Source organism: Tistrella mobilis (genome assembly GCF_039634785.1).
GTDB lineage: Bacteria > Pseudomonadota > Alphaproteobacteria > Tistrellales > Tistrellaceae > Tistrella > Tistrella mobilis.
This window is the reverse complement of sequence record NZ_JBBIAB010000005.1, coordinates 119,381-145,090: the sequence shown is the minus strand read 5'-3', so window position 1 is coordinate 145,090 and position 25,710 is coordinate 119,381. Positions and strand designations below refer to the sequence as shown.

The following is a 25,710-nucleotide window of genomic DNA, read 5'->3' as shown; positions in this document are numbered from 1 at the left end:
GCGGCCGGCCCTTCCGGCAAGCCGTCAATTGATCTTCTGTGCCGCCACATCGCTGGTCCGCTGGATCAGGACATCCGCAATGATCTCGCGTCCGAACCAGTCATTGGCCGCGTCGGTAAGACCGACCTTGATCTCGTCGAGCGTCGGCTCACGCCCCAGGCGGTCGGCGGTGGTCGAGACATGCTGTGCAGCGCCGGTCAGCACCGGACGCAGGCGCTCGATACCATTCGATACCTCGTCGTCATCCGCTCCGGGGACGAGTTCAAGCACCAGATCCAGCATGAGATAGCGATAGACCACACCGTGGCGGATCATGGGGACGCCAACGCCGGTCATCCCCACAAACACCGGCGCAGGCAAGGCGGTGGGGGCACGCAAATGGTGTCCGAAGACGCCGAACGGGTCATCCCGGTAGATCAGCCATCCGCCACCGCCCGCAACCACGAGCAGCACGGAGACGATGAAGATCAGCAGGACTCTCATTCTGGCGGACCGTCAGGATGGGGCGCGAGGCGCCGGGCTTCCGGTCAGCCACGGCCTCCCGGTTCCGAGAAGTGCAGCACTTCGTAGGTATTCACGCAATCGGATTGCGCGCCCACTGCCGCATTCCGCGAGGCAGCCTCGTCACACCAAAGGCTGTAGCGGACCAGTTCCCACCGATCGGCGTCGAGTGCGATCGAATGGGCATAGAGGCCCGGCTTCGTCAGCATCTGTGCCTGAAGCGCCGCCTCGCGCTCACGCACCGCTTCGAGCGGCGTCTCGGGTGCGATCACATCCACTTCACGCACGGCGAAGCGCGGCTGATCGGTGCAGGCGCCATGGCCGAAGCCGAGCACGAACCAGGTTCGCACGCGCGGCCGGCCGAAAGCCGCAGCCAGATTGGCGAACAGATCCCCGAAGACGAACTGCTTCCAGTCCTCTTCCGAGCGCCAGATGTAGAACGGTGCATAGACCTGATCCTCCTCGTTCAGGAGGAAGGACTTCATCACCAGTCCCGGATGATTGTCGTAGAGCGATCCGCGTTCGGCCACGCGACGGCGGATCATGTCCGCGTCCACGTCGGCCTTCAGACGGACTGTGTATTGCAGCGCCAGCATCGTCTGCGTTCGTCCCCCCGCGATCGATGGGCCCCCGCCGCGGCGCTGATGCACGCAATCGGCGGGCCGGATATCCCCGGCGGCACGCGGCCCCGCGTGGCCCGAGGGTGTATCCGCGGACGTTACGCCATCGTTGCCGTCGCGAGAACGGTCATTCACGCATGACGCCCATGCAAGCTGCGTCAGAAATGCACATGTCCGGCCCGATCGGCCGCAATGATACGCCCGTCTGCGTTGATCAGCACCGTCCGCCCCCTGTCCGCCGCCTTGGGAACGATGCGTCCGACGCGACTGACATGAATGCCTTCGCGTGCTGACAGCGCCGTGATGGCGTGGGCGGCGGCGGGCGGCGCCGTGAAGACGAGTTCATAATCGTCGCCACCCGTCCAGACGATCGGCCCAAGATCGGGGCGGGCAGCCACCACCCGCCCGGCCGCAGCCGAGCGGGGAACGAGATCGACGCGCAATTCGGCATCGACCTCGGACGTCTCGGCAATGTGCCCCAGATCCGCCGGCAGGCCGTCCGAGACATCCGCGCAGGCCGTGGCCAGCCCCACCAGCATACGCCCCAGCGCCAGTCGCGGCTCCGGCAGTTGCCGCCGCGCCTCCAGCCCTGCGATTTCCTCGGCAGAGAGGCCGAGGGCGGCGGGGTCGAAGCGGCCATACCCCGCTTCGACCGACAGCGCTGCGTCGCCGATCGTGCCCGAGACCCAGACATCGTCGCCCGGCCGGGCCCCGCCGCGGGTGAGCAGGGCCGATGGCGCCGGGGCATGGCCAAGCAGCGTAAGACTGGCCATGGCCGGGCCGTCGGTGCCCACCGTGTCACCACCCAGTACCGCCACGCCATAGCGGCCCTGATCGGCAGCGAGCCCCTCTGTGAAGCGCCGGATCCAGTCTCCGGCATCGGGGCCCGGAACCGCAAGTGCCAGCAGATAGGCGACAGGCGTTGCGCCCATCGCCGCCAGATCCGACAGATTCACACGAAGCAGCTTGCGCGCCACCAGTTCCGGCGGTTCCCCTGGGAACCAGTGCCGTCCCTCGACCATCGCATCCTTGGCGGCGACCAGGATCCGCCCGGCTGGCAGGGCGAGCCAGCCGGCATCATCGGTCAGGTCGAGTGCGCCCGGCAAAGACCGGGCAAGCGGCCGCAGCCAGCGTTCAATGGCGCCGAACTCGCCGAGCGGCGCCTCCGGGGCGGTCTCGTCCGGCGCCTTGCCTGTCACTTGCGGGGGGCCCCGCCGGCAGGCTTGCCGCCGCGATGGTCGGCACGCAAATGCCCCGCCAGTCGATCCAGAATCCCGTTCACGAAGCCCGGTTCCGAGCCCGAGAAAAAGGCATGGGCCACATTGACGTATTCGTTGATGATCACGGCCGTCGGCACATCGGTGCGTGCCGTCAGCTCGTAGGCGCCGGCACGCAGGATCGCGCGCAGCGTCTGCTCAACCCGCTCCAGCCGCCAGCCTTCGGCCAGCGAGGATTCGAGCATCGGATCGATCTCGGCCTGGGCCGCGGCGACACCGGTCACGATGTCGCGGAAATGGTCGCGATCGGCGTCCAGCTCCAGCCCGTCATCGATCACCTTGCCGATGCGATGGTTCAGGAACTCGGCGATGACCGCCTCGGCCCGGGCCGCATTGAAATCGATCTGATAGAGCGCCTGAACGGCGGCCAGACGCGCCGCCGTCCGGCGGGCCATGCCGGCCTCGCGGCCGGGGCGCGGGGCGCCGCTGCGCTTGCCCGCCCGTGCAGCGGGTTTCGCATCCGTCTTGGCTCCCGGTTTCGCCGGGGCGGCGTCACGCGGCTTGTCGGTCATGGCAATTCCTGGTCCTTCAGCCCTGCTGGAACTGGCGCTTGATTTCGATCATGCGCAGGCAGGCATTGGCCACGTCGGCGCCCTTGTTGGCCCGGTCGGCGCGTGCGCGGGCCCAGGCCTGCTCGCGGTTCTCGACGGTCAGGATGCCATAGCCGATGCAGGCCTTGCGATCGATCGCAAGCTGGTTGAGCCCGCGGGCGCTTTCGCCGCAGACGTAATCATAATGGGTGGTATCGCCGCGGATCACGCAGCCCAGCGCGACGAAACCGTCATAGCGGCCGCTGTCGAGCGCGAAACGGATCGCCGCCGGAATCTCGAAGGCGCCCGGCACGGCCAGGCGCTCGACCTGGGCACCGGCGGCTTCCAGCACGCCCATGGCGCCGTCGACCAGCGCATCGGCGATGTCTTCGTAGAAGCGCGCCTCGACGATCAGGATGCGCAGATCGGAAGTGGTGACGGTGGCCATGGGTGTCTCAGACCTTCTCGATGATCAGCGGGGCATGCCCGGTGATGTGGAGGCCGTAGCCGTCCAGCCCCACCACCGTCTGCCGCGAATTGCTCAGCAGGATCATGTTGCGCACGCCCAGGTCCAGCAGGATCTGGGCGCCGGTGCCATAGTCGCGCAGCGTCGAGGCCGCCTGCGGGCTTTCCAGCCGGGCGCGCGCCAGGTCCGACAGACCCGTCGGCCGCGGCTCGCGCAGCAGGACCAGCACGCCACGGCCGGCACGATCGATCTGCTCCATGGCGGCACGCACCGCACCGGCACGGCCGCTGCTGCGATCGCCCAGAAGATCGTCGAAGGCGTTGACGACATGCATGCGCACCAGCACCGACTGATCGCCCGCAGCCGCCAGATCGCCCTTCACCAGCGCCATATGTTCAGAGCCGTCGATCTTGCTGGCATAGACGATCATCCGCCACTCGCCACCGAAATGGCTGCGGAACAGGCCGTCGGTCAGGCGCTCGACCAGCTTCTCGGTGCGGCGGCGATAGGCGATCAGATCGGCGATCGTGCCGATCTTCAGCCCGTGCAGCTGGGCGAAAGGCACCAGATCCGGCATCCGCGCCATGGTGCCGTCGTCGTTCATGATCTCGCAGATCACGCCGGACGGGTTCATGCCGGCCAGCCGTGCGATATCGACCGCAGCTTCGGTATGCCCTGCCCGGACAAGCACGCCGCCATCGCGGGCGCGGAGGGGGAAGATGTGGCCGGGGGTGACGACGTCGCGGGCGCCCTTGGCCGGATCGATCGCAACCTGCACGGTATGGGCGCGGTCGGCGGCCGAGATGCCGGTGGTCACGCCGTCGCGCGCCTCGATCGACAGGGTGAAATTGGTGTGGTGCCGGGAGGCGTTGCGCTGGGTCATCAGCGGCAGGTTCAGTTCCTCGACCCGCTCTCCGGTCAGGGTCAGGCAGATCAGCCCGCGGCCGTATTTGGCCATGAAGTTGATCACTTCGGGCGTCACCATCTCGGCCGGAATGACCAGATCGCCCTCGTTCTCGCGATCCTCGTCATCGACCAGCACCACCATGCGGCCGTTGCGGGCGTCCTCGATCACCTCTTCGATGCTCGAGATATAGCCGCGGACATCGTCGGCGCCGCCCTCGTCCTTGATCACCGTCATGGTCTTCCTCTCCTCTGGGCCGCCTTCGGACCGGGCGGCCTCCCGCTGATCAGCCGCGGATGCCCGCCTGCCACTCGTTCAACCGCGCCACATAGCGCGCAAGCACGTCGATCTCAAGGTTAATCGCATCGCCGGGCCTGCGATCGCACAGTGTGGTGTGGGTCCAGGTGTGGGGAATGATGTTCACGCCGAAGCGGGTGCCGTCGACTTCGTTCACCGTCAGCGAAATGCCGTCGATCGTCACCGAGCCCTTGGGCGCGATGAAGCCGGCAAGCTCTGCCGGCGCCTCGAACACCAGTCGGTGAGAGCCGCCTTCGAGCGTCATCGAGACCAGACGGCCCAACCCGTCGACATGGCCCAGCACGACATGGCCGCCCAGCTCGTCGCCGACTTTCGCCGCCCGCTCCAGATTGATCCGCCGGCCGGCACCCCAGCCGCCGAGCGTGGTCTTGGACAGGGTCTCGCCCGACGCCTCGACCAGGAACCAGCCCTGCCCTGCCCCGTCGCGGCCACGTTCGATCACCGTCAGGCAGCAGCCGGAGCAGGCGATGGAGGCGCCGATATCGATACCGTCGGGGTCATAGGACGTCCGGATCGTCAGCCGGCGGTCTTCCGCCGCCCCGGCTTCGGGCGCCTGGACGGAGACGATTTCGCCGATGTCGGTGATGATGCCGGTGAACATGGAACACGACCTTCTGCCGGGGGAGCGCGGGCGGAACACGCGCGGGATGTTCAAAAGACAACGTCGAAAGATGCAGGGTTCAGCCGCCGGGCGTGACCACGGCGGTGCCCGCGTAAAGTTCGTAAAGGTCGGGGCCGAGCTGTCGGGTATCGAGCCGGACGAAGGCTGCCATGTCCACCAGCTCCTGCACACCGTAGGATCGTGCCGCAGGCACACCGTCGCCCCCCATCACGGCGGGAGCCCGGAACCAGTGGATGCGATCGACCAGCCGGTCACGCAGCAGGGAAGCGGCCAGTTCTCCACCGCCCTCGACCAGCACCCGGGTGATGCCCCGATCGCCCAGCGCCTCGGTCAGCCGCAACGGATCGGGGCGGCCGTCGGCCCCGTGCGGCACCTCGATCAAGGTGATGCCGGCGGCGGCCAGTGCGTCATGGCGGTTGCGGTCGCAGTCGGTGCGGGTGACGATCCAGACCGGCGGATGGCCGCCTTCGCAGGCTTCGCGTACCAGTGTGTGCGTCAAGGGCAGGCGCAGGCGGCTGTCGATCACAACCCTTACCGGCGAACGTTCCTCAAGCCCGGGCACACGCACATTCAGGCGCGGATTGTCGGCAAGGGCCGTGCCGACCCCGACCATGATCGCATCATGGCTCGCGCGCAGCATATGGCCCATGGCACGGGCCTCGGGTCCGGTGATCCACTGGCTCTCGCCGGCTACGGTCGCGATGCGCCCATCCAGGGTGGTCGCGACCTTCCAGGCGACCAGCGGCCGGCCCTTCAGGATGCGGGAAAAAAAGCCGGCATTGAGCGCGCCGGCTTCCGCCGCCATCAGGCCGAGATCGACGGTCACACCGGCGGCCGTCATCCGATCGAGCCCGCGGCCGCTGACCCGCGGGTCGGGGTCGCCGGTCGCCACCACGGCCCGGGCTACACCCGCCGCCACCAGCGCGTCAGCACAGGGCGGCGTCTTGCCCCAATGGGCGCAGGGTTCAAGGCTGACATAGGCCGTTGCGCCGCGCGCCGCCTCGCCCGCCGCGGCCAGGGCCATGGCCTCGCCATGGGGGCGGCCGCCGGGCTGGGTCCAGCCACGACCAACGATCCGACCATCGGCCGACACCAGAACACAGCCGACGGCGGGGTTCGGCCAGACACGCCCCAGGCCGCGCCGGGCCAGGGTCAGGGCGTGGGCCATATGGCGACGGTCGGCCTCGCTCCAGATTATCGGCTCAGCCATCGTTGCCCTGCCCCTGATCGCCGCCGCCAAGGCTGCCGATCAGCGCCTGGAAATCGTCGACCTCGCGGAAATCCTTGTAGACCGAGGCGAAGCGGACATAGGCGATCTTGTCGACGCCCATCAGCGCCTCCATCACCGCCTCGCCGATCCGGCCGGTTTCGATCTCGGTCTCACCCAGCCCTTCCAGCCTGCGGTGGATGGCGCTCACCATCCGCTCCACCTGCTCGGCCTCAACCGGGCGCTTGCGGACGGCGATGCGGATCGACCGGGCCAGCTTCTCCCGGTCGAAGGGCTCGCGCGTGCCGTCCTTCTTCACCACCACCAGTTCGCGGAGCTGAACGCGCTCGAAGGTGGTGAAGCGGGCGCCACAGGCGGCACAATGCCGACGCCGCCGGATGGCGGAACCTTCCTCCGCCGGCCGGCTGTCCTTCACCTGGGTCTCTTCGTTGCCGCAGAACGGGCAGCGCATTTCACCTCCGCAAACCGGACGTCATGAACCTGGAGAGCCGCGTGCCCGCCTCCCCTCGTTGCGGGAGGCGGGCACGTCGATCACAGGGCCGGGTAGATCGGGAAGCGGTCGCAGAGCGCCTTGACCTCGGCCCGCATGGCCGCCTCCACCTCGGCATCGCCTTCGGGCTTCGCCGCCAGCGCATCGAGCACGCGGACGATCATCTCGCCCACCTGGCGGAATTCGGCCTCGCCGAAGCCGCGGGTCGTGGCAGCCGGAGTGCCGAGGCGGATGCCCGAGGTCACCATCGGCTTCTCGGGGTCGAAGGGGATGGCGTTCTTGTTGCAGGTCATGCCCGTGCGCTCAAGCGCATGCTCGGTGGCATTGCCCTTAAGACCCTTCGGACGAAGATCGACCAGCATCAGGTGATTGTCGGTGCCGCCGGTGACGATGTCGAGACCGCCGGCCACCAGCGTCTCGGCCAGCACCTGGGCATTCGCCACGACCTGGCGGGCATAGGCTTTGAATTCCGGACGCAGCGCCTCGCCGAAGGCAACCGCCTTGCCGGCGATGACATGCATCAGCGGGCCACCCTGCAGACCGGGGAAGACGGCCGAGTTGATCTTCTTGGCCAGCGCCTCGTCATCGGTCAGCACCATGCCACCGCGCGGACCACGCAGGGTCTTGTGGGTGGTGGTGGTGACGACATGGGCATGCGGCAGCGGCGACGGATGGGCGCCGGCGGCCACCAGACCCGCGAAATGGGCCATATCGACCATCAGATAGGCACCGACCTCGTCCGCGATCGCACGGAAGCGCGCGAAGTCGAAGACGCGGCTATAGGCCGACCCGCCGGCGATGATCAGCTTCGGCTTGCTTTCCTTCGCCAGCCGCTCGACCTCGTCCATGTCGATGCGGCCGTCCTCAGGGCGGACACCATACTGAACCGCATGGAACCATTTGCCCGACTGGTTCGGCGCCGCACCATGGGTCAGATGGCCGCCGGCCGCCAGCGACAGGCCCAGAATGGTGTCGCCCGGCTGCAGCAGGGCCTGGAACACCGCCTGGTTGGCCTGGGCACCCGAATGGGGCTGAACATTCGCAAAGCCACAACCAAACAGGGCACAGGCCCGCTCGATCGCCAGCTTTTCGGCGACGTCGACATATTCGCAGCCGCCGTAATAGCGCTTGCCCGGATAGCCCTCGGCATATTTGTTGGTCAGCACCGTGCCCTGGGCTGCGATCACCGCCGGGCTTGCAATGTTCTCGGAAGCGATCAGCTCGATCTGGTCACGCTGCCGGGCAAGTTCGTCGTTGATCGAGCGCATCAGCTCGGCGTCATCGGCGAGAGCCGCGCGGAAGAAGGCCGCGGCACTGTAGCTGGGGGTCTGATCGGTCATCGGTCGGCACTTTCTGACGGGGTCGCGCTCGTGCGGGACAAGACGCTGAGACCGGGACGGTCGAAACGACCTCATGCGGTCGGATACTGGAACGGCGGCGGCGGCACCCCGCACACACCGGAGCACCGCCGCCGTCACGAACGGATCTGTGCGGTCAGCCGAGCTTGTCGACCCGCCGCTGATGGCGACCGCCTTCGAAGGGCGTATCCAGGAAGACCCGGAGCGCGTCCCGTGCGGTCTCGACGCCGGTCACGCGGGCCCCGAAGGCCACGACATTGGCATCATTGTGCTCGCGGCAAAGCCTGGCGGTGAGCGCGTCGTGGACCAGGGCGGCCCGGATATGGGGATGACGGTTGGCAGCGATCGAGATGCCGATGCCGGATCCGCAGATCAGCACGCCCCGTGCCGCACGTCCCTCGGCCAGGGCGGCCGCCAGTGCATTGGCGAAATCGGGATAGTCCACCGAAGCGGATCCATCGGTCCCGAGGTCCAGGACCTCCAGACCTCGGGCGGCGAGATCTTCCTTCAGGACCGTTTTGAGGTCGACGCCGCCGTGATCACAGGCGATCGCCACGATACGGGTGCTGTCCTCGGACATTCCGACCCCTTCCATCGCATCGAGACCCAGGCGACCGGCCCGATGACCGGGGTTCCGGTGCCGGATATCCGGCGTCGGAGCCCGGTTCCGGAAGCCCGGTCGCGGCGCCCCTCTCCCTTAACACAACCCGCCTGCCGCGCCAACTGCGGTACACACATGGCCCATCGTCGGCGCATGCATGGTCACGGACCCCTGTCGTCCGCCGTACCGGATGCATCCCCCATTTTCCAAATCCACCGCCGTCGATTGTGGACCAATACTGATAAAGTCACCACCTCCCGCCATATTTCTGTTGTGGTATCTGTGGGTGCAAGTCATCATGCGGCGAGTGATATTTGCAGGGCGCCCGTGCACCCCAACCGGACCAAGTTCCGGACGTGGTTCTATCCGGAGCGACGCCGGTTCGATATGATCTGGAAGACGTGCGGACTGTCCTGCGGCAACACATTGTGCGGCGACTACAACGGCTGCCAGCCATCGGAAAGCGAGCGCTCCATGTCGGATAGTTCCGAAAACCCCACCATCGCCCATGACAAGCTGCTGAGCATGGCCGCGCAGATCGTCGCGGCCTATGTCAGCCACAACAGCCTGCCGGCCCAGCAACTGCCCGAGATCATTCAGACGGTTTACGGGGCGCTGAACGACCAGCAGAACGGCACGGCGACCGCACAGGAAGTCGTGCGCGAAGAAGCGCAGAAGCCTGCGGTTCCGGTGCGGAAGTCGATCACGCCGGACTACATCGTCTGCCTGGAAGACGGCAAGAAGCTGAAGATGCTGAAGCGGCATCTGCGTGCCAATTATGGCATGACGCCCGAGGAATACCGTGCCAAATGGGGCCTGGCGCCGGATTATCCGATGGTCGCGCCCAATTATGCGCGCCAGCGGTCGGACTTCGCCAAGAAGATCGGCCTGGGTCGTGCGACCAATGCGCCGCGGGCCCGGGGCGGCCGGCGGGCTGCGCAGGCCTGAAAACCGGCATCGCGTTCACGCGGGACCGCGTTGAACGATCGTCGGACGATTTAAACGAACGGGGCGCCGCAAGATCTGCGGCGCCCCGTTCGTGTTCAGACACTACGTACCCTCAGATAAATTTTCCTAAATTTAAATAAAATGCTTTCTTTGAGATCGTCACTCCGGGGCGCCGTGCCAGAGCCGGGCTCCCAGATAGATCTTTGCCGCCGGACCGCCGGTGGCCGGCAGCAGCTTGGCATGGCTGATCCCGACCAGGATCGCCGCCGCGGGAATACGGGCGAAGAGACGGTGGCGCCCGACGGCCCGCAGGACGCTCTCGGCCAGCTGTGGATGGGCGGTCCCCGCCTCGCCCATCAGCTCAAAGAATCGCGGCCAGGCTCCGGGGCGCCCCATATAGAAGCGGGTATCATCGTTGATCTCGATGCCGACCCGTGGCGAGATCCCGGCCGGCGTGAGATCGACGGAGAGCGCCAGCGCTCCCCCCGCCCGCTGCAGGCGATCGGAAAGCGGCAGGATGGACCCCAGCACCTGATCCCGTACCTCCGGATCCATTTCTCCGGCCAGCAGCGGCGGAATGGCGTCGGGTCGCAGGCGACGGATCACCACCCGCAGGGTTTCGGCCCCCTCGGCCCGACCGATCATCCGGCCGGCCTGGAAGACTTCGGCCCAGGGTGGCAACCGGTCGAGCAGACGCCTGAAGGTCGCGTGTATCCCGGGCCCGATCTCGCCCGACAGGCTGCAAAGCGGCGCAAAGCCAACCGACGGATCTGCGTGAAAGCAGTTGGTCGGCACAGTCTCAGGGGTCTCGTCGGCCAGATCGACCGGTGCGGTGAACACGCCCGCATCCCGTGCCCCGGGTGTGCCGGTGTCGAATTCCAGAAGCAGATCCCGCAGCTGGGGAAACATCCCTCCCCGCCATGCGTCAATCGTCTGAACCACCCGCCCCCAGGCTTCATCCGACCAGAGCCGCCGCCAGGGGCCATCGGCCGCCGCACAGGCGGGGTCCGCCACCTCCTGGTGGGTCATCGCGACACAGAGATCGACGGGTCCGCCATCCGGCGCATCGGCACGCAGTTCGACACCGAAAGAATTGCGCGCCAGGGCAGCCGGTATCGCCGCAGCGACATCCATGATCCGCCGGCGGTCTTCCGGGGGAACCAGATCGCGCCCCATCACGCCCAGCAGCGCCTGAATGGCCGGCCCCATCCCCTGACCATGATGAAGACGGCTGTCATCCGAACCAAAGACCGTCATATGCCGCCCCCTCGCCTCCGCGCGCGTGCCAACGCCCCCAACGTCAATGCCGTTGCCAATGCGTCCGAGCGATAGTGGCAGCCGGGCGGTGCAGGTGGGGTGACACCCAGATAGATCGTGTCCGAGCGACAGTATCCATGCGTGACGACCTCGCGGACCAGCAGCGCAATCGCGCGGTCCCTGACAGCCAGCGGCAGCATGTCCAGGGCGTCGGCAACATCCAGGGCCTGCGCCAGACGAAGGGGCGGCGCACCATCATCCTCCAGCACCTGGGCCGCCATCCTCGAGACGTCCCGCAGTGCTGGCCGCAGGCTATCTGTGCCCCGACGAACGGCACGGGCGACCGCCTGGGCCAGATCGATGGGATGGTCGTAAAAGACCAGCGCCTCCCGCGCAGATCCCGAACAGGCTGCGATCACGAAATCGGCCGCGGCCCGGCATTCGACGGCGTCGCCCAACCAGCCGATCATGTTGGCATTGACCACGGCGTCGATGTCCAGATCGGCTCTCGGCCCCGCCATCCAGGTTCTGAAGCGGCCATCCGGTACCCGCGCTGCAAACCCCAGAGCGCGATTGCGGCCGGATGCGATCCAGGGATGGGCGCCGGAGAGTGCCATGGAGGCACAGGCGGTGTCGTCGCAATCGGGCACGAAGCCCTCAAGATAGGCCCAGACCCCGGGTGCGCGCATGGTGCGCACAAGAAACCCGCGCGAGCGGTCGATCAGCGCGGCAATTTCTGTCTGCTCCGAATCTGCAAGCCCCTCGAGCGCCAGAAGCCCCACCGCCGTCACGAAGGGGGTGCGCTCGTCGATCGCGGGACCGACAGGATCATCGGGCGAGCCCGGCACACGCTGCGATGGCCAGCAGCCGTCGGCTGCAACAGCATCGTTCAGCCAGCCCAGGGCCAGACCGAGGGCGTGATCGATCTCCACCATCCGTCACCGCATGTTGCCGAGCAGCGGAGACTGCGGGGCGTTCAGCCACGGCGTCAGGTCGATATTGCCGCGCAACGCCAGAAACTGCGCCAGGGCCTGCTGAATCTCGGCATCGGTAAAGCCGCCGGTCCCACCTGCGACACGATCCAGCGCATCGTCGCCCAACGCCCCGTCCTCCATGGCGGGCGCCGCCCGGAAGATCTGCGTGACCGCTGACTTCGGGTCGCTCTCCAGAAGGGCCGCCAGCTCCGGCTTCTCCCGAACGGCCGCTGCAATCCGGGCCAGAATCTCGTCCATGCTCATCAGAATTCTCTCTCTCCGGGCGCCACTGACGACCGATTGGCACTACATCGGGAAGTTGAGGTTATTCCAGTCGACAGTGCCGCCCGACACCGCTTCCAGGGACGCATCGTCCAGTGCATCGCCGGCCGGCGGCAGCACGATGTGCAGGCGCGAAGGGGTCTCTTCATGCACCATGACCTCCAGCGCCGTCGGCAGCTCGATCCCGAGCAGTGTGGAAATCGCAGCCTTCGGATCGCGAAGCATTGTCTCGCGAAATCCCGGGTCGGCAGTTGCGCGGTCGAGAATGCGGTTCAGAGCGTCGTCACGGGATAGCATGCGATCTCACCTTTCAGGGATGATGCACGGCAGCGGCGGCCCCGAAGGGTGATCCTGCTGACCGGGTGATCATCCCCTGCGGCGGGCGCTCGGGCAATCCGCACCTGCAGACATGTCAACCGGCATTGAACCATGTCCTGTCCCCGATCCTGAAATGACGAAGCCGGCCGTGCCCGTCGGATATCGGGCAGGGCCGGCCTCGTACAGGCAGGGGTGGCGGCAGTTTTGGTCAGGCCTCGGCAGCCGGCGCGGCATCTCCGGCTGGCTTTTCGGCCTTCACCACCTTAGGCGGCAGGACCACGCGCAGGTGCAGTTCCTTCAACTGCTCAGGCGTCGCCTCGTGCGGCGCATTCATCATCGGGTCCTGGGCCTGCTGGTTCATCGGGAAGGCCACGACCTCACGGATGTTCGGCTGATCGGCCAGCAGCATGACGATGCGGTCGACACCCGGCGCGATACCGCCATGCGGCGGGGCGCCGAAGCGGAAGGCGTTCAGCATCCCGCCGAACTTGTCCTCGACCACCTCGGGACCATAGCCGGCGATCTCGAAGGCCCGGTACATGATCTCGGACTTGTGGTTACGAATCGCGCCCGAAGAGAGTTCCACGCCGTTGCAGACGATGTCGTACTGATAGGCGTTGATCTCCAGCGGATCCCTGGTGTTCAGCGCCTCGAGCCCGCCCTGCGGCATCGAGAACGGGTTGTGGCTGAACACGATCTGGTCGAGCTTCTCGTCGAACTCGTACATCGGGAAGTCGACGATCCAGCAGAGCCGGAAGACGTCGGGCTCGATCAGGTCGAGCTCGGCGCCCAGCTTGAGGCGGGCGGCACCGGCCAGCTTCGCGGCCTTGTCTGCCACGTCGGTGGCGAAGAACACGCCGTCGCCATCCCCAAGGCCCAGCTGTGCCTTCATCTCCGCCAGACGCTCATCGCCCAGATTCTTGGCGATCGGGCCCTTGCCGCCGCCATTCTCGAAGGCGATCCAGCCCATGCCCGGGGCACCCTGCTCGCGGGCCCAGTCGTTCATCTTGTCGAAGAAGCTGCGCGGCCGGTCGGCGACGTTCTTCACCGGCACCGCACGCACCACCTTGCCGGCCTCGACCGCCTTGGCGAAAACACCGAAGCCGGACCCGCGGAAGATCTCCGACACATCGGCAATCTCGATCGGGATGCGCAGATCGGGCTTGTCGGAGCCGTATTTCAACATGGCTTCGGCAAAGGGAATGCGCGGGAACGGCCCGGCGGGCACATGGCGGGTGCCGCCGAATTCCTCGAACACACCCCGCAGCACCGGCTCGATCGCCTGGAAGACGTCTTCCTGGGTCACGAAGGACATCTCGATATCGAGCTGATAGAACTCGCCCGGGCTGCGATCGGCGCGAGCGTCCTCGTCGCGGAAACAGGGGGCGATCTGGAAGTAGCGATCGAAGCCCGCCACCATCAGCAGCTGCTTGAACTGCTGCGGCGCCTGCGGCAGGGCGTAGAACTTGCCCGGATGGATACGGCTCGGCACCAGGAAGTCACGGGCACCTTCAGGGCTCGACGCGGTCAGGATCGGGGTCTGGAACTCCATGAAACCCTGATCGGTCATCCGCCGGCGCAGCGACGAAATCACCTGCGAGCGCAGCACGATGTTCTTGTGAACATGCTCGCGGCGCAGATCCAGATAGCGATAGCGCAGCCGGGTGTCTTCCGGATAGTCGCGGTCGCTGTTGACCTGCAGAGGCAGCGGGTCCGCAGCCGACTGCAGCGACAGCTCCTCGACCCGGACCTCGATCTCGCCGGTGGCCATGCCGGCGTTCACCGTTTCGGGGCTGCGGGCCACGACCCGGCCGGTCGCGGTGATCACGCTCTCGTTCTTCAGCTCTTCCGCCAGCTTGAAGGCGGCGCTGTCGACGTCGACCACGATCTGGGTCAGGCCGTAATGGTCGCGCAGGTCGATGAACAGCAGATTGCCGTGATCGCGCTTGCGATGCACCCAGCCCGAAAGCCGGACGGTCTGGCCCTCATGGGCGAGCGTCAGTTCATTGCAGGTATGCGAGCGATAGGCATGCATCGGTTCGGGCCTGTTCGTCAGCGGGCGGGTCGAGACTGTGGGTGCGGCGACCGGGTGCGGCAGCGCACGCGAAGGCCCCGCGACGAAAGGCTTTCCGCGCGGGACCGGTTCGGAACAACGCACGGATGCCGCCGGATTGTCAAGCCATGCCGCCGTGCATCCCTCGCGCGGGCGCCATGAAGGCCGCGGAAGGTGACGTGACGTGTGTCGCCCGTGGCGGCGGGGCGGGCAATCATGCTATAGACGGATCATGACAGAGATGATCACCGATACCCAGTCGCTGCGGCAGTTGGTCGACGAGTTGAAGGCGGAGCCCTTCGTGACCGTCGATACCGAATTCATGCGCGAGAAGACCTACTGGCCCAAGCTGTGCCTGGTACAGCTGGCCGGCGCGCAGCGGGCGGCCGCGGTCGATCCGCTGGCCGACGGTATCGATCTCGCGCCCTTGGGGGAGCTGCTCGCCGATCCGTCGGTCCTGAAGGTGTTCCACGCCGCCCGACAGGACGTCGAGATCTTCCTGCTGTTGTTCGGCAACGTGCCGCGGCCGATGTTCGACACCCAGGTCGCCGCCATGGTCTGCGGCTTCGGTGAAAGCGTCGGCTATGAAACGCTGGTCAACAAGCTGGCGAAGGCGTCGATCGACAAGTCGTCGCGCTTCACCGACTGGTCGCGCCGGCCGCTGACGCCCAAGCAGATCGCCTATGCGCTGGCCGACGTCACCCATCTGCGCACCGTCTATCTGAAGCTTGCGAAGCTGCTGGAAGACAGCGGCCGCGAGGAGTGGCTGGACGAAGAGATGGCGACGCTCAACGCGCCCGAGACCTATGAAAGCCGGCCCGAGGCGGCGTGGGAGCGGATCCGCACCCGCAGCCTGGATCGCCGCTTCCTGGGGCTGGTACGCGAGCTGGCCGCCTGGCGGGAGCGTCAGGCCCAGTCGCGCAATGTGCCGCGGACCTTCATCTCGAAAGACGAGACCCTGCTGGAGATGGCGTCCAGCCAGCCCCGTAGCGCGGAAGATCTGAAACGGGTCCGCGGCCTGCCCAAATGGGCGACCGAGGGTGCCGGTGGCGACGAGGTGCTGACGGCGATCGAGCGGGCGCTGGCCGAGAACCGCAACGCCCTGCCCGATCGCGAGCCGCCGCGCGAACTGCCGCGCGGCCTTGGGCCGCTCATCGAACTGCTCAAGGTCCTGCTCAAGATGAAGAGCGAAGAGCACGGCGTCGCCCGCACGCTCATCGCCTCGCAGGAGGATCTGGAGACCCTGGCGCTCGACGGCTCGGCAGCGCAGATCGCCGCCCTGAAGGGCTGGCGGCACGAGGTCTTCGGCGAGGATGCCCTGCGTCTTCTGGCCGGCGAGGTCGCCCTCGGCGCCCGCGGCCGGTCGATCGCCGTGCTGTCGCTGTCGGGTGACGAAGCCGTCCTGCAGGCCACCCGCCGCAAGCGGCGCAAGCGCAAATCCCGCAAGGATGGCGAGCCGGGTGCCGCCGATGATGCGGCCACGGCATCGGACGCCGTCGCAGCAGACTGATCGGCATTGGTCGATCGGCGTCGGTCGATCAGCGATCGGCCTGAAGCATCAGGGTCGGGACCGCAGCCGGCGGCTCGGACAGGGTGAAGACCCTGGTCCCCGGCCGCCGACCGGTCCGGATCCCCGTCACCGCGATGCCCGCCGCAGCCAGACGCCGATGCGTAGCCTCGATATCGGCCACTCGCCAGCACAGCCCCCACAACCGGTCCGACGCAGGCGGATGTGGTGCGGCAGCGGATGTTTCGTGGATGACCTCGACCACCGCATCGCCGCAGCGGAAGAACAGCATCCGCGCCCCCCAGGCGGGGTTGGCACGATCCAGCCTGAGATCCAGGCCCAGCCGACCGCCGAGCATCGCCAGAGACCGTTCCGGATCATCGCTGGCCACGACCAGATGATCGAGCCTGGTAACGCTGCCCGCCGCTGCTGGACGCGCCGGATCCTGTTCGACCAGAAGCCAGAGTGCCGGATCGGTGCCGCTGCGCAGCACCGCGACCGGGCGGCCGTCCACGGCATCGGTGCCATGATCGACGGCAAGCCCGCGCCGCGACATCAGGCGCGCGGTCCGGTCCAGATCCGACACCGCCAGGGCGGCATGGGCCAGGCCTTCCGCCACCGCCCCCTGCCCCACGCCGGTTTCGGCACGGACCAGCCGCACCTCCAGATCGCCGATCCGGAACCGGACGAGGTGGTCATCGGCAACGACCGGCGCCTGGTCCAGGATATGCGCATAAAGCCGGGCCGCCGCATCGATTTGCGGCACGCGGATCATGAGATGGTCGAGCCCCAGGATCATCCGTCGCCTGCCACCCGGCCCCGCCCGCGAACCCGCGGCGCCGGGATGCCGAGAACACCACGTGCCAGCGCCACCGTGATCCCGCGACGCTCCGCCAGCGCCGCAGCATCGAGCTGATCGACCAGCCGGCGGGCCGCATCGAAAGACCGCTCCATGTGCAGCGTCAGCCAGTGCACCACCTCGCCGCTGACCCTGAGCTGGCGATCGGTGAACAGCTTGACCAGCACGGCGCTCAGCAGCGCATCATCCGGCGGCCCCACCCTGACCGCAGGGGCCGCCCGCAGTCGGGACGCAAGATCCGGCAGCGCCAGCGCCCAGCGGGCCGGCGGCTCGGCCCCGGTCAGCAGCAGGGTGCCACCGGCGGCGGCCAGATGATTGTAGAGATGGAACAGCGCCGTCTCGTCCGCTCCTGAGGCAATCGCCTCGCCCACATCTTCGACCAGAACCGCGCGGGCACCGCCGGACAGATCGACCGGTGCGGCGTCGGCGGTCAGCCGGTCAGCCGCCACCTCTACGGCGCCGCTCATCGCCTGCCACACGCGGGCCAGATGGGTCTTGCCGCAGCCGGCGGGCCCGTGGATGGCCAGTGCCGGCCCCGGCCAGTCGGGCCACCGGTCCAGCCACGCCACCGCCTCGGCATTGGACGGCGCCACGAGGAAATCCTCCCGCCCGAGTGCCGGGCGAAGCGCAAGGTCCAACGGCAGTTGAGCGGGGCGTCGTGTCAACGACCAGCCTCCGGGGCATCTGTGGAGCAGGCATCCGGCGAGCCGGTGGCATCGATGACCGTGGCATCGACCGCCGGCCGCGGATCATAGAGCGCACTGGCAAGATACCGCTCCAGCGCATAGCGCACCACAACCGCGACACAGACCGCGGCCGGCAGGGCCACAAGCACACCCACCAGCCCGAACAGAGCGCCGCCGACCATCAGGGCGAAAATGATCCAGACCGGGTGCAGCCCCACACGATTGCCGACCAGCGGGGGCTGAAGCAGGGTCTCGATCCCCTGCCCGGCCAGAAAGATCGCGCCCGCCGCGATCACATGCCAGTCGGTGCCGAACTGAAGCAGCGAGAAGCCGACCGACAGCGCGAAGCCGCTGATGAAGCCGACGAAGGGCACGAAGGACAGAATGCCCGCCGCCATGCCGACCGGGACCGCCAGATCGAGCCCGATGGTCACCAGCCCGAGCGAATACCAGGTTCCCAGGATCAGGCAGAGCAGCGTCTGACCGCGAACCAGACCTGCAATGCCGCGATCCATGTCGCGAGCCAGGCGGCGAACCACGTCGCGGCCGGTGACCGGCACCCAGCCGTCGATGCGCGCCATCATCGCGTCCCAGTCGCGCAGCAGATAGAAGCTGACCACAGGGGTGATCAGGATCAGCGAGACCAGGTTGGCGATCGACATCACCGAGTTCATCACGCCCTTGAGCACATCGGCGATCATACCCGCCGCGCGCGAGCCCTCCCCCTCGGCCGAGGTGAACATCGCCTGGATGCGATCCGCCACTTCGGGCGGCAGCCGGCGCCAGAGCAGGTCCAGCTGCGGCAGGACCTCCTCGCGGACCGCCTTGATGTAATCCGGCAGCTTGTCGATGAAGGCGCTGATCCGGGTCTGGATATAGGGCGCGAGCACGGCGATCCCGACCACGATCACGCCGAAGAACATGATCGTCACCAGCCAGGTGGAGGCCATGCGGCCCAGACCGGCACGTTCGATACGATCGACCACGGGGTCGAGGAAATAGGCGACCAGAAGCCCTGCCACAAAGGGCAGCAGCACGCCCCCCAGCAGCCACAGGCTGCCAATCAGCACCACGATGAAGGCGGCCCAGAACAGGGTGCGTGCACTACGGCTCATCCGGTCTCCCTTCGGATCGTCAGGACGGCGGTCGGCCGTCGGCGTCGTCGCGAGGCTCGTGATCATGCGTGCGGGCATGGGACAGCCAGCGCCCCAGATAGCCCGCCCCGGATGTCAGGGTGGTGGCTGCCACCACCAGCATCAGCAATTCCGTCACCGTCCGCCAGTGACGTTCGTCGGTCGGGCCATGGCCGGGCAACATCATCGCCGCCATGGCCATCACCATCAGCGCCAGCCCGATCTGGGCGGCGGTATTGATCTTGCTGGCCCGCGAAGGGGCGATGGCGAAGGGCTGGCCCATGGTCTGGCCCAGCATCACCGCCCCCATGATCAGCACATCGCGCGAGGCGACCAGCATCACCAGCCAGGCCGGCACCAGATTCTGCCAGCCGAGCGCGATGAACGTGCCGGCGATCAGCAGTTTGTCGGCGATCGGGTCCAGCCAGGCGCCCATTTCTGTCCGGGCGTCGAAGCGCTTGGCGATCCAGCCGTCCAGCCCGTCGGAGAAGCCCGCGAACAGGAAGACCCAGAAGGCCTCGGCCACCATGCCCTTCAGGATCAGCCAGATCACCACCGGCACCATCAGGATCCGGGCTGTGGTGATCAGATTGGGCAGCTGGCGCAGGCCGGCGGCCATGGCTCAGCCGCCGGTTCCCACCGTGCGCGGCGGCACGCTGCCGCCCTGCCCGGACGTCCCGGCCGCCGGCGTGCCGGTGTTGGTGGCGGGCGCCGCCGCCGGCGAGGTGGAGGTGGTGGTCGGCGCCACCCCGCCATAGGGGGCGAGGCCGGAGTTCTGCGGCGGCACGGGCTGTACGGCCGCATCGGGGTTGCGGATGCGATCGACCAGCTCCCAGTCGACCCCCAGCGGCACCAGCGCCAGATTCTGCCGGGTCAGAGCCGCCTGAAGCCCCTCGCGATCGCCGTAATACCGGATGGTGATCTCGGCGCCGACATTGGAGAGCAGCGTCTCCTCGACCTTTTCGATCATGGCGAGCGCGGTCAGCCGCCGGCGGATCTCGGCCCAGACCGACAGGTTTGCGAAGCGCACCACCGCGTCCAGGCGCTCACGCCGGCTGTAATCGACGATGTTGGTCGCACGCCAGCCGCTGCGCGCCTGATCCAGCAGCTGGGCCACCACCGCCTCGGCGGCCGTCGCGACACCGTTGTCGCCGGCAATCTGGCCGTTGGCGGTGTAGACGGTCCCGTCGGCGGCGGTCATCCGCCCCTGAAGCTGGCTGCCGGTCACCTGCGCCTCGGCCACCCAGACACCCTCGGCATCATAGCGCTTCGCCAGCTCGCCCTTGGCCACGTCGTCGGCGAGCGAGGCGCCGTCGGCCGGCAGGGCCTGACGGTCGGCAAAATCGCCAAGCGGCACCAGCATCGGGATCAGCCCGCCGCGGCCGACAGCCTGTTCCCACGCCGCCCGCCACCAGCCGTCATCCCAGTAGATGCCGCCATCGGTGCGGATCACCGGCACCACCAGCGACAGCCCCTGATCGGCGGCCGCGAAGGCGATGCCGGCATTGCGCAGCAGGCCGCGCACACCCTCGGCATCGAAACGCACGGTCAGGGTGGCGCGATAGCGCTGCGGCGCCACCGCCTCGTTCGCCACATCGATCGAACGCACCAGCCGAAGCAGCTGATCGTCCGACGGCTGCGGCAGGCGGCCATGGTCGCGCGGGTCGGTCATGCCGCTGAGCAGCATGTCCAGCGCCTTGCGCTGACCCACGGCAAGCGCCTTCTCGCGCGCCGCATTGGCATTGCCGGCGGTCTCGTCGACCGCGACACCATCCTGGGTATAGACCTGGGCGCGGCTCTGCGCCAGGGCGGCACCCGACGCAGCCAGGCACAGCACCGCCACCACAAGGGCGGCGAATGCCGGCATAAGGCGCCGGAGCACGGGTCGGACGCCATTGAAGGCGGAAAGGCCGGGTACAGCGTGGCCTGGCTGCATTGCTAGCATTGCAAACGCCGATCGTTGCAGTATGTTCACCGCGCCGGACCGCCCGCCGGGCCGCCCGCCGTTGTTGTTCGACGGCAACTCTAGTCGAGAGCCGGCGCGCTGAAAACCATCTCGCCCGGAAATCAGCTTCACGACACGGGATTGCCGCAGCACGCGGCACCGGCCGCGTGACCGCTGCCCCGGACCACGACACTCAGAGGCGATGCCTTCGATGAGCGACGACCGCACCGCACAGACCCCCGCCGCCCCTGCCGGGGCACGTGACCGCTATCGCGATGCGGGCGTCGACATCGACGCCGGCAATGCGCTGGTCGACCGGATCAAGCCTGCCGCCGCCCGCACGAAGCGGTCGGGCGTTGCCGGCGGCATCGGCGGCTTCGGCGCGCTGTTCGACCTGAAGGCGGCGGGTTTCAAGGATCCGATCCTGGTCTCGTCCACCGATGGCGTCGGCACCAAGCTCAAGATCGCCGAGGCGGTCGGCCGTCACGACACCATCGGCATCGATCTGGTCGCCATGTGCGTGAACGACCTGGTGGTCCAGGGTGCCGAGCCGCTGTTCTTCCTGGACTATTTCGCCACCGGCAAGCTGTCGGTGCCGCTTGCGGCCGACGTGATCGGGGGCATCGCCGAAGGCTGCGATCAGGCGGGCTGCGCGCTGGTCGGCGGCGAGACCGCCGAGATGCCCGGCCTCTATTCCGGATCGGATTACGACCTTGCCGGCTTCTCGGTCGGTGCCGCCGAGCGCGGTACGCTGCTGCCGCGCGACGATGTCGGTGCCGGCGACGTTGTGATCGGGCTTGCGTCGTCGGGCGTGCATTCGAACGGCTATTCGCTGGTCCGCAAGCTGGTCGCCGATGGCGGCTTCGACTATGCCGCGCCGGCCCCGTTCGAGACTGCAGCCGCCAGCCTGGGCGAGGCCCTGCTCACCCCCACCCGGATCTATGTGAAGGCGCTGATGCCGGAAATCCGGGCCGGCAGGGTGAAGGCGCTGGCCCATATCACCGGCGGCGGCCTGCTGGAGAACATCCCGCGGGTGCTGCCCGAGGGCGTCGGCGCCGATCTGGATGCCGCCCGCTGGACGCTGCCGCCGGTGTTCCGCTGGATGGCGGAAACCGGTGGGCTGTCGGGGCATGAACTGGCCCGGACCTTCAATTGCGGCATCGGCATGGTGGTCGTGGTTGCCGCAGCCGAGGCAGAAGCCGTGGTCGCGGCCCTGGGTGCTGCCGGTGAGGACGCAGCCGTGATCGGCCGTCTGGTGCCGCGTGCGGCGGGCGAGGCCCTGGTTGCGATCGAGAACATGGAGGCCGCATGGCCAAGCGTGACGTCGCCGTCCTGATCTCCGGATCGGGCAGCAACCTTCAGGCATTGATCGATGCGGTCGCCGCCGATCCGGACCACCCGGCCCGGATCCGGCTGGTGATCTCCAACAAGCCCGGCGTCTACGGGCTGGAGCGCGCCGCCGCGGCTGGCATCGAAGCGGTCGTGATCGATCACAAGGCCTTCCCCGACCGGGCTGCCTTCGATGCCGCACTCCAGGCCGAGCTTGAGGCGCGCGGGATCGATCTGGTCTGCCTCGCCGGCTTCATGCGCATCCTCACCGCCCCCTTCGTCGAGGCCTGGACCGGGCGGATGCTGAACATCCACCCCTCGATCCTGCCGGCCTTCAAGGGGGCACGCGCGATCGACGATGCCCTGGCGGCCGGCGTGCGCATCACCGGCGTCTCGGTGCATTACGTGGTGCCCGAAATGGATGCCGGCCCGATCGTGGTTCAGGCGGCGGTGCCGGTACTGCCCGGCGACGATCATGATGCGCTGGCGAAGCGCATCCATGCCGCCGAGCACCGGATCTATCCGGCCGCCCTGCGCTGGGTTGCCGCCGGCGACGTACGGTTGGCAGAGACCGGACGGGTCGAACACCTGACCGATCCGGTGGCGATCAACTCGGTGCTGATCTCGCCACCCGCCCTCGGCTGACGCCGGGCTGTCCTTGATAGGACGTCATGGATAAGAAAAGGGCCGCGCGGCTTGTGCCACGCGGCCCTTTTCTTCGTCCCGAAGGCGTCGGATCAGCCGACGATCTCGGTCTGGGCGAAGAAGTAGGCGATCTCGATCGCCGCATTCTCGGCCGAATCCGAACCATGCACCGAATTCGCCTCGATCGACTCGGCGAAGTCCTTACGGATGGTGCCCTCGGCGGCATTGGCCGGGTTGGTGGCGCCCATGATCTCGCGGTTGGCGGCAACCGCATTCTCGCCCTCGAGCACCTGGACCACGACCGGGCCAGAGATCATGAAAGCGACGAGGTCGTTGAAGAAGGGGCGCTCGCTGTGCACGGCATAGAAGCCCTCGGCCTGGGCCTTGGTCAGCTGCAGGCGCTTCTGGGCAACGATGCGCAGACCCTTCGCCTCGAAACGGGCATTGATCTGGCCGGTCAGGTTGCGGCGGGTGGCGTCGGGCTTGATGATCGACAGGGTGCGCTCGGTGGCCATGTCTCGAACTCGTCTCTCGGAAGCGGAAGGAAGCGGTGCCGCAGGGACATCCCCCGGGCGCCGACGGGTCTCCGCGGCCACCCCGACCGGCCCGTTGCCGGGCGCGCATCGACATGCCGCGATCGAGCCGGCTTATAACGGTTTCCCGGGGCCGGGGCAACCGCCGCTCCGTGACGACACGACGCCGACACGACACCGATCCCCCCGCCTCCGGCAGCGGATGACAGCCCTCGCAGCTCATGCTATGTGATCGCCCATGCTGCACATCAACGATCTCGTCTATCGCATCGAGGGTCGGCCGCTGTTCGACGGCGCGACCATCGCCATTTCCGAGGGCCAGAAGGTCGGCCTCGTCGGCCCGAACGGTGCCGGCAAGTCGACGCTGCTGCGCCTGATCCGTGGCGAGATCTCCCCCGATGCGGGATCGGTGGAGCTGCGCCCCGGTGCGCGCATGGCCTCCGTCGCCCAGGAAGCGCCGGGCGGGCCGGACAGTGCGGTCGAACATGTGCTGGGCGCCGATGTCGAACGGGCACGCCTGCTCACGCGGCTGGCCGAGGCTGAAGCAACCCATGACGGCATGGCCCAGGCGGAAATCCATGCCCGGCTGGCCGAAATCGGTGCCCATGCCGCCCCGGCGCGCGCGGCACGCATCCTCTCGGGCCTCGGCTTCGACGAGGCGATGCAGACTGCGGCCTGTTCAAGCTTTTCCGGCGGCTGGCGCATGCGCATCGCGCTCGCCCGCACGCTGTTCGCCAATGCCGACATTCTGCTGCTCGACGAGCCGACCAACCACCTCGACCTTGAAGCGACGATCTGGCTTGAAAGCCATCTTGCCGCATGGCCGGGCACCCTGGTGGTGGTCAGCCACGACCGCGACCTGCTGAACGCCGTCACCGACCGCATCGCCCATGTCGAGGGCGGGCGGCTGGTGTCCTATCGCGGCAATTTCGACCAGTTCCTGCGCCAGCGCGCCGAGCGGCGCGAGCACGCGGCAAAATCTGCCCAGCGCGTGGAAGCCGAGCGGAAAAAACTGCAGGCCTTCATCGACCGATTCCGCGCCAAGGCGACCAAGGCCGCCCAGGCGCAAAGTCGGGTGAAGGCGCTGGAGCGTCTGGGCTCGGCCGATGCGCCGCCGCCCGCCTATGAAGTTGCTTTCTCCTTCCCCTCGCCCGAGACCCTGGCGCCGCCGCTGATCGCCATCGACGACGTGACGCTGGGCTATGGCGATGCGCCGCCGGTGCTCAAAGGCATCAATCTGCGCATCGACCAGGACGACCGTATCGCCCTGCTGGGCGCCAACGGCAACGGCAAATCGACGCTGATGAAGCTGCTTGCCGGCCGGCTGGAACCGCGTGCAGGCCGCATGGTGCGGCCGTCGAAGCTCAGAATCGGCTATTTCGCCCAGCATCAGGCCGACGAGCTGATCCCGGGCGAAACCGCCTTCCAGCATATGCGCCGGGTGATGGCCGATCAGCATGAGAGCAAGGTGCGGGCGCATCTGGGCCGCTTCGGCCTGACCCAGGCGCGGGGCGATACGCCGGTGGAACAGCTGTCGGGGGGAGAAAAGGCCCGGCTGCTCTTTGCCCTCGTCACCCGCGACGCACCGCATCTGCTGCTGCTGGACGAGCCGACCAACCATCTCGACATCGAGGCGCGCGATGCGCTGATCGAGGCGGTGAACGACTATTCCGGTGCCGTCGTCTTCATCGCCCATGACCGGCGCATGGTCGAACTTGCCGCCGAGCGCCTCTGGCTGGTTGCCGACGGCCGGTGCCGCCCCTATGAGGGCGATCTCGACGACTATCGTCGCCTGCTGCTGGAAACCGCCCGCGCCACCCCCGACCGGGGCGGTGTTGCCGGTGACGCCGACGCCAGGGCGACACGTCGCGACCAGCGCCGCGCCGCCGCAGAGCGGCGCGAAAAGCTGAAGCCGCTCAAGGATGTGGTCCGGAAAGCTGAAGCAGAGGTCGAGAAGCTGACCCGCGAACGCGACCGTCTTGCTGCCATCCTGGCCGACCCGAAGCTCTATGACGGGCCACAGGCCAAGGTGGCTGAGGCGACCCGGGCCAAGGGCAAGGTCGACGCCGACCTCGAAGCCGCCGAAGAGCGCTGGCTTGCCGCTGCAGAAGCCTATGAGACGGCGGAAGCCGAAGCATTGGCCGACGCCTGAGAATACGGATGCCGCGTTGACGGCATCCCCTCCTCCGCAATCCGATCGCCGTCACCGCGCGCAGGCCGGCCCACGCCGCCTGCCGCGCCTGCTTGTTCGCGCCCGAAACGCGTCCATGACGCGACGGGTGGATTTTGCGTTGCAGACTGCGACTGAGACGCAACCCCATGCGCT

The 25,710-nt window shown here is 67.7% G+C and carries 27 protein-coding genes; 5 read left to right on the top strand and 22 right to left on the bottom strand.

Annotated features, from left to right (window positions below; all coding sequences use genetic code 11):
• Window positions 1-24: 24 nt before the first annotated feature.
• The 11 genes from WI697_RS08775 to rpiB all read right to left on the bottom strand — a co-directional run bounded on the left by WI697_RS08775 (window position 25) and on the right by rpiB (window position 8,894).
• A complete protein-coding gene (locus tag WI697_RS08775) occupies window positions 25-483 on the bottom strand; it encodes a hypothetical protein (RefSeq protein ID WP_345958185.1) in 459 nt (152 codons plus the stop codon).
• A gap of 44 nt (window positions 484-527) precedes the next feature.
• The gene (locus tag WI697_RS08770; RefSeq protein ID WP_062765132.1) at window positions 528-1,097 is read right to left on the bottom strand and encodes a DUF4865 family protein; all 570 of its coding nucleotides are present in this window, start codon (window positions 1,095-1,097) and stop codon (window positions 528-530) included.
• 182 nt (window positions 1,098-1,279) lie between these two features.
• Window positions 1,280-2,320, bottom strand: coding sequence for a thiamine-phosphate kinase (gene thiL / locus WI697_RS08765; protein ID WP_062765135.1), 1,041 nt, complete (start codon window positions 2,318-2,320; stop codon window positions 1,280-1,282).
• Entirely contained in the window at window positions 2,317-2,793 is a 477-nt protein-coding gene (nusB, locus tag WI697_RS08760; protein WP_051045491.1) for a transcription antitermination factor NusB, read from the bottom strand. Before nusB ends, thiL begins: the two co-directional genes overlap by 4 nt.
• Window positions 2,794-2,926: 133 nt before the next feature.
• Window positions 2,927-3,376, bottom strand: coding sequence for a 6,7-dimethyl-8-ribityllumazine synthase (locus tag WI697_RS08755; RefSeq protein WP_014745337.1), 450 nt, complete (start codon window positions 3,374-3,376; stop codon window positions 2,927-2,929).
• Window positions 3,377-3,383: 7 nt separating this feature from the next.
• Window positions 3,384-4,535 carry a 3,4-dihydroxy-2-butanone-4-phosphate synthase gene (gene ribB / locus WI697_RS08750; protein WP_014745338.1) on the bottom strand — a complete coding sequence of 384 codons (1,152 nt, stop codon included), beginning with the start codon at window positions 4,533-4,535 and terminating at the stop codon, window positions 3,384-3,386.
• A gap of 49 nt (window positions 4,536-4,584) precedes the next feature.
• Window positions 4,585-5,217 carry a riboflavin synthase gene (locus WI697_RS08745; RefSeq protein ID WP_345958184.1) on the bottom strand — a complete coding sequence of 211 codons (633 nt, stop codon included), beginning with the start codon at window positions 5,215-5,217 and terminating at the stop codon, window positions 4,585-4,587.
• A gap of 79 nt (window positions 5,218-5,296) precedes the next feature.
• A complete protein-coding gene (gene ribD / locus WI697_RS08740; RefSeq protein ID WP_345958183.1) occupies window positions 5,297-6,448 on the bottom strand; it encodes a bifunctional diaminohydroxyphosphoribosylaminopyrimidine deaminase/5-amino-6-(5-phosphoribosylamino)uracil reductase RibD in 1,152 nt (383 codons plus the stop codon).
• Complete coding sequence (nrdR, locus tag WI697_RS08735) at window positions 6,441-6,917, bottom strand: transcriptional regulator NrdR (protein WP_345958182.1); 477 nt, start codon at window positions 6,915-6,917, stop codon at window positions 6,441-6,443. The genes ribD and nrdR overlap by 8 nt, the downstream gene beginning before the upstream one ends.
• A gap of 80 nt (window positions 6,918-6,997) precedes the next feature.
• Window positions 6,998-8,296 (bottom strand): serine hydroxymethyltransferase, encoded by a 1,299-nt coding sequence (gene glyA, locus WI697_RS08730; RefSeq protein WP_345958181.1) that lies wholly within the window; start codon window positions 8,294-8,296, stop codon window positions 6,998-7,000.
• Between the two features lie 154 nt (window positions 8,297-8,450).
• The gene (rpiB, locus tag WI697_RS08725) at window positions 8,451-8,894 is read right to left on the bottom strand and encodes a ribose 5-phosphate isomerase B (protein ID WP_014745343.1); all 444 of its coding nucleotides are present in this window, start codon (window positions 8,892-8,894) and stop codon (window positions 8,451-8,453) included.
• A gap of 495 nt (window positions 8,895-9,389) precedes the next feature.
• Here rpiB and WI697_RS08720 point away from each other — a divergent pair, with 495 nt between their 5' ends.
• On the top strand, window positions 9,390-9,863 hold the full coding sequence (locus WI697_RS08720; RefSeq protein ID WP_062765152.1) for a Ros/MucR family transcriptional regulator: 474 nt from the start codon (window positions 9,390-9,392) through the stop codon (window positions 9,861-9,863).
• A gap of 159 nt (window positions 9,864-10,022) precedes the next feature.
• Here WI697_RS08720 and WI697_RS08715 read toward each other — a convergent pair whose 3' ends face one another.
• From WI697_RS08715 to aspS, 5 genes are all read right to left on the bottom strand, one after another.
• Window positions 10,023-11,120 (bottom strand): hypothetical protein, encoded by a 1,098-nt coding sequence (locus tag WI697_RS08715; RefSeq protein WP_345958180.1) that lies wholly within the window; start codon window positions 11,118-11,120, stop codon window positions 10,023-10,025.
• On the bottom strand, window positions 11,117-12,055 hold the full coding sequence (locus WI697_RS08710; RefSeq protein WP_345958179.1) for a hypothetical protein: 939 nt from the start codon (window positions 12,053-12,055) through the stop codon (window positions 11,117-11,119). Before WI697_RS08710 ends, WI697_RS08715 begins: the two co-directional genes overlap by 4 nt.
• A 3-nt stretch (window positions 12,056-12,058) precedes the next feature.
• Entirely contained in the window at window positions 12,059-12,358 is a 300-nt protein-coding gene (locus tag WI697_RS08705) for a hypothetical protein (RefSeq protein ID WP_345958178.1), read from the bottom strand.
• Between the two features lie 42 nt (window positions 12,359-12,400).
• Window positions 12,401-12,673, bottom strand: a complete 273-nt coding sequence (locus tag WI697_RS08700; RefSeq protein ID WP_345958177.1) for an NHLP leader peptide family RiPP precursor — start codon at window positions 12,671-12,673, stop codon at window positions 12,401-12,403.
• Window positions 12,674-12,902: 229 nt separating this feature from the next.
• Complete coding sequence (aspS, locus tag WI697_RS08695; protein WP_345958176.1) at window positions 12,903-14,729, bottom strand: aspartate--tRNA ligase; 1,827 nt, start codon at window positions 14,727-14,729, stop codon at window positions 12,903-12,905.
• A 259-nt stretch (window positions 14,730-14,988) separates the two neighbouring features.
• Between aspS and rnd the strand changes: the two genes are divergently transcribed.
• Window positions 14,989-16,257, top strand: coding sequence for a ribonuclease D (rnd, locus tag WI697_RS08690; protein WP_062765169.1), 1,269 nt, complete (start codon window positions 14,989-14,991; stop codon window positions 16,255-16,257).
• Window positions 16,258-16,285: 28 nt separating this feature from the next.
• Here rnd and WI697_RS08685 read toward each other — a convergent pair whose 3' ends face one another.
• The 5 genes from WI697_RS08685 to WI697_RS08665 are packed head-to-tail and all read right to left on the bottom strand — an operon-like array spanning window position 16,286 to window position 20,799.
• Window positions 16,286-17,053: a VOC family protein gene (locus WI697_RS08685; protein WP_345958175.1), complete on the bottom strand. Its 768-nt coding sequence runs from the start codon at window positions 17,051-17,053 to the stop codon at window positions 16,286-16,288.
• Window positions 17,050-17,778, bottom strand: a complete 729-nt coding sequence (locus WI697_RS08680; RefSeq protein ID WP_322107981.1) for an HdaA/DnaA family protein — start codon at window positions 17,776-17,778, stop codon at window positions 17,050-17,052. Before WI697_RS08680 ends, WI697_RS08685 begins: the two co-directional genes overlap by 4 nt.
• A complete protein-coding gene (locus WI697_RS08675; protein ID WP_062765175.1) occupies window positions 17,775-18,914 on the bottom strand; it encodes an AI-2E family transporter in 1,140 nt (379 codons plus the stop codon). The genes WI697_RS08680 and WI697_RS08675 overlap by 4 nt, the downstream gene beginning before the upstream one ends.
• 19 nt (window positions 18,915-18,933) lie before the next feature.
• Window positions 18,934-19,551: a CDP-alcohol phosphatidyltransferase family protein gene (locus tag WI697_RS08670; protein ID WP_345958174.1), complete on the bottom strand. Its 618-nt coding sequence runs from the start codon at window positions 19,549-19,551 to the stop codon at window positions 18,934-18,936.
• Window positions 19,552-19,554: 3 nt separating this feature from the next.
• The gene (locus WI697_RS08665) at window positions 19,555-20,799 is read right to left on the bottom strand and encodes a DUF2066 domain-containing protein (RefSeq protein ID WP_345958173.1); all 1,245 of its coding nucleotides are present in this window, start codon (window positions 20,797-20,799) and stop codon (window positions 19,555-19,557) included.
• Window positions 20,800-21,088: 289 nt separating this feature from the next.
• Here WI697_RS08665 and purM point away from each other — a divergent pair, with 289 nt between their 5' ends.
• Both purM and purN read left to right on the top strand, forming a co-directional pair.
• Window positions 21,089-22,213 carry a phosphoribosylformylglycinamidine cyclo-ligase gene (gene purM, locus WI697_RS08660; protein ID WP_345958172.1) on the top strand — a complete coding sequence of 375 codons (1,125 nt, stop codon included), beginning with the start codon at window positions 21,089-21,091 and terminating at the stop codon, window positions 22,211-22,213.
• Entirely contained in the window at window positions 22,186-22,851 is a 666-nt protein-coding gene (gene purN / locus WI697_RS08655) for a phosphoribosylglycinamide formyltransferase (RefSeq protein WP_062765184.1), read from the top strand. Before purM ends, purN begins: the two co-directional genes overlap by 28 nt.
• 92 nt (window positions 22,852-22,943) lie before the next feature.
• Here purN and ndk read toward each other — a convergent pair whose 3' ends face one another.
• Window positions 22,944-23,366: a nucleoside-diphosphate kinase gene (gene ndk, locus WI697_RS08650; RefSeq protein WP_014745359.1), complete on the bottom strand. Its 423-nt coding sequence runs from the start codon at window positions 23,364-23,366 to the stop codon at window positions 22,944-22,946.
• A 256-nt stretch (window positions 23,367-23,622) separates the two neighbouring features.
• Here ndk and WI697_RS08645 point away from each other — a divergent pair, with 256 nt between their 5' ends.
• Window positions 23,623-25,536, top strand: a complete 1,914-nt coding sequence (locus tag WI697_RS08645) for an ATP-binding cassette domain-containing protein (protein ID WP_296718625.1) — start codon at window positions 23,623-23,625, stop codon at window positions 25,534-25,536.
• Window positions 25,537-25,710: the final 174 nt, after the last annotated feature.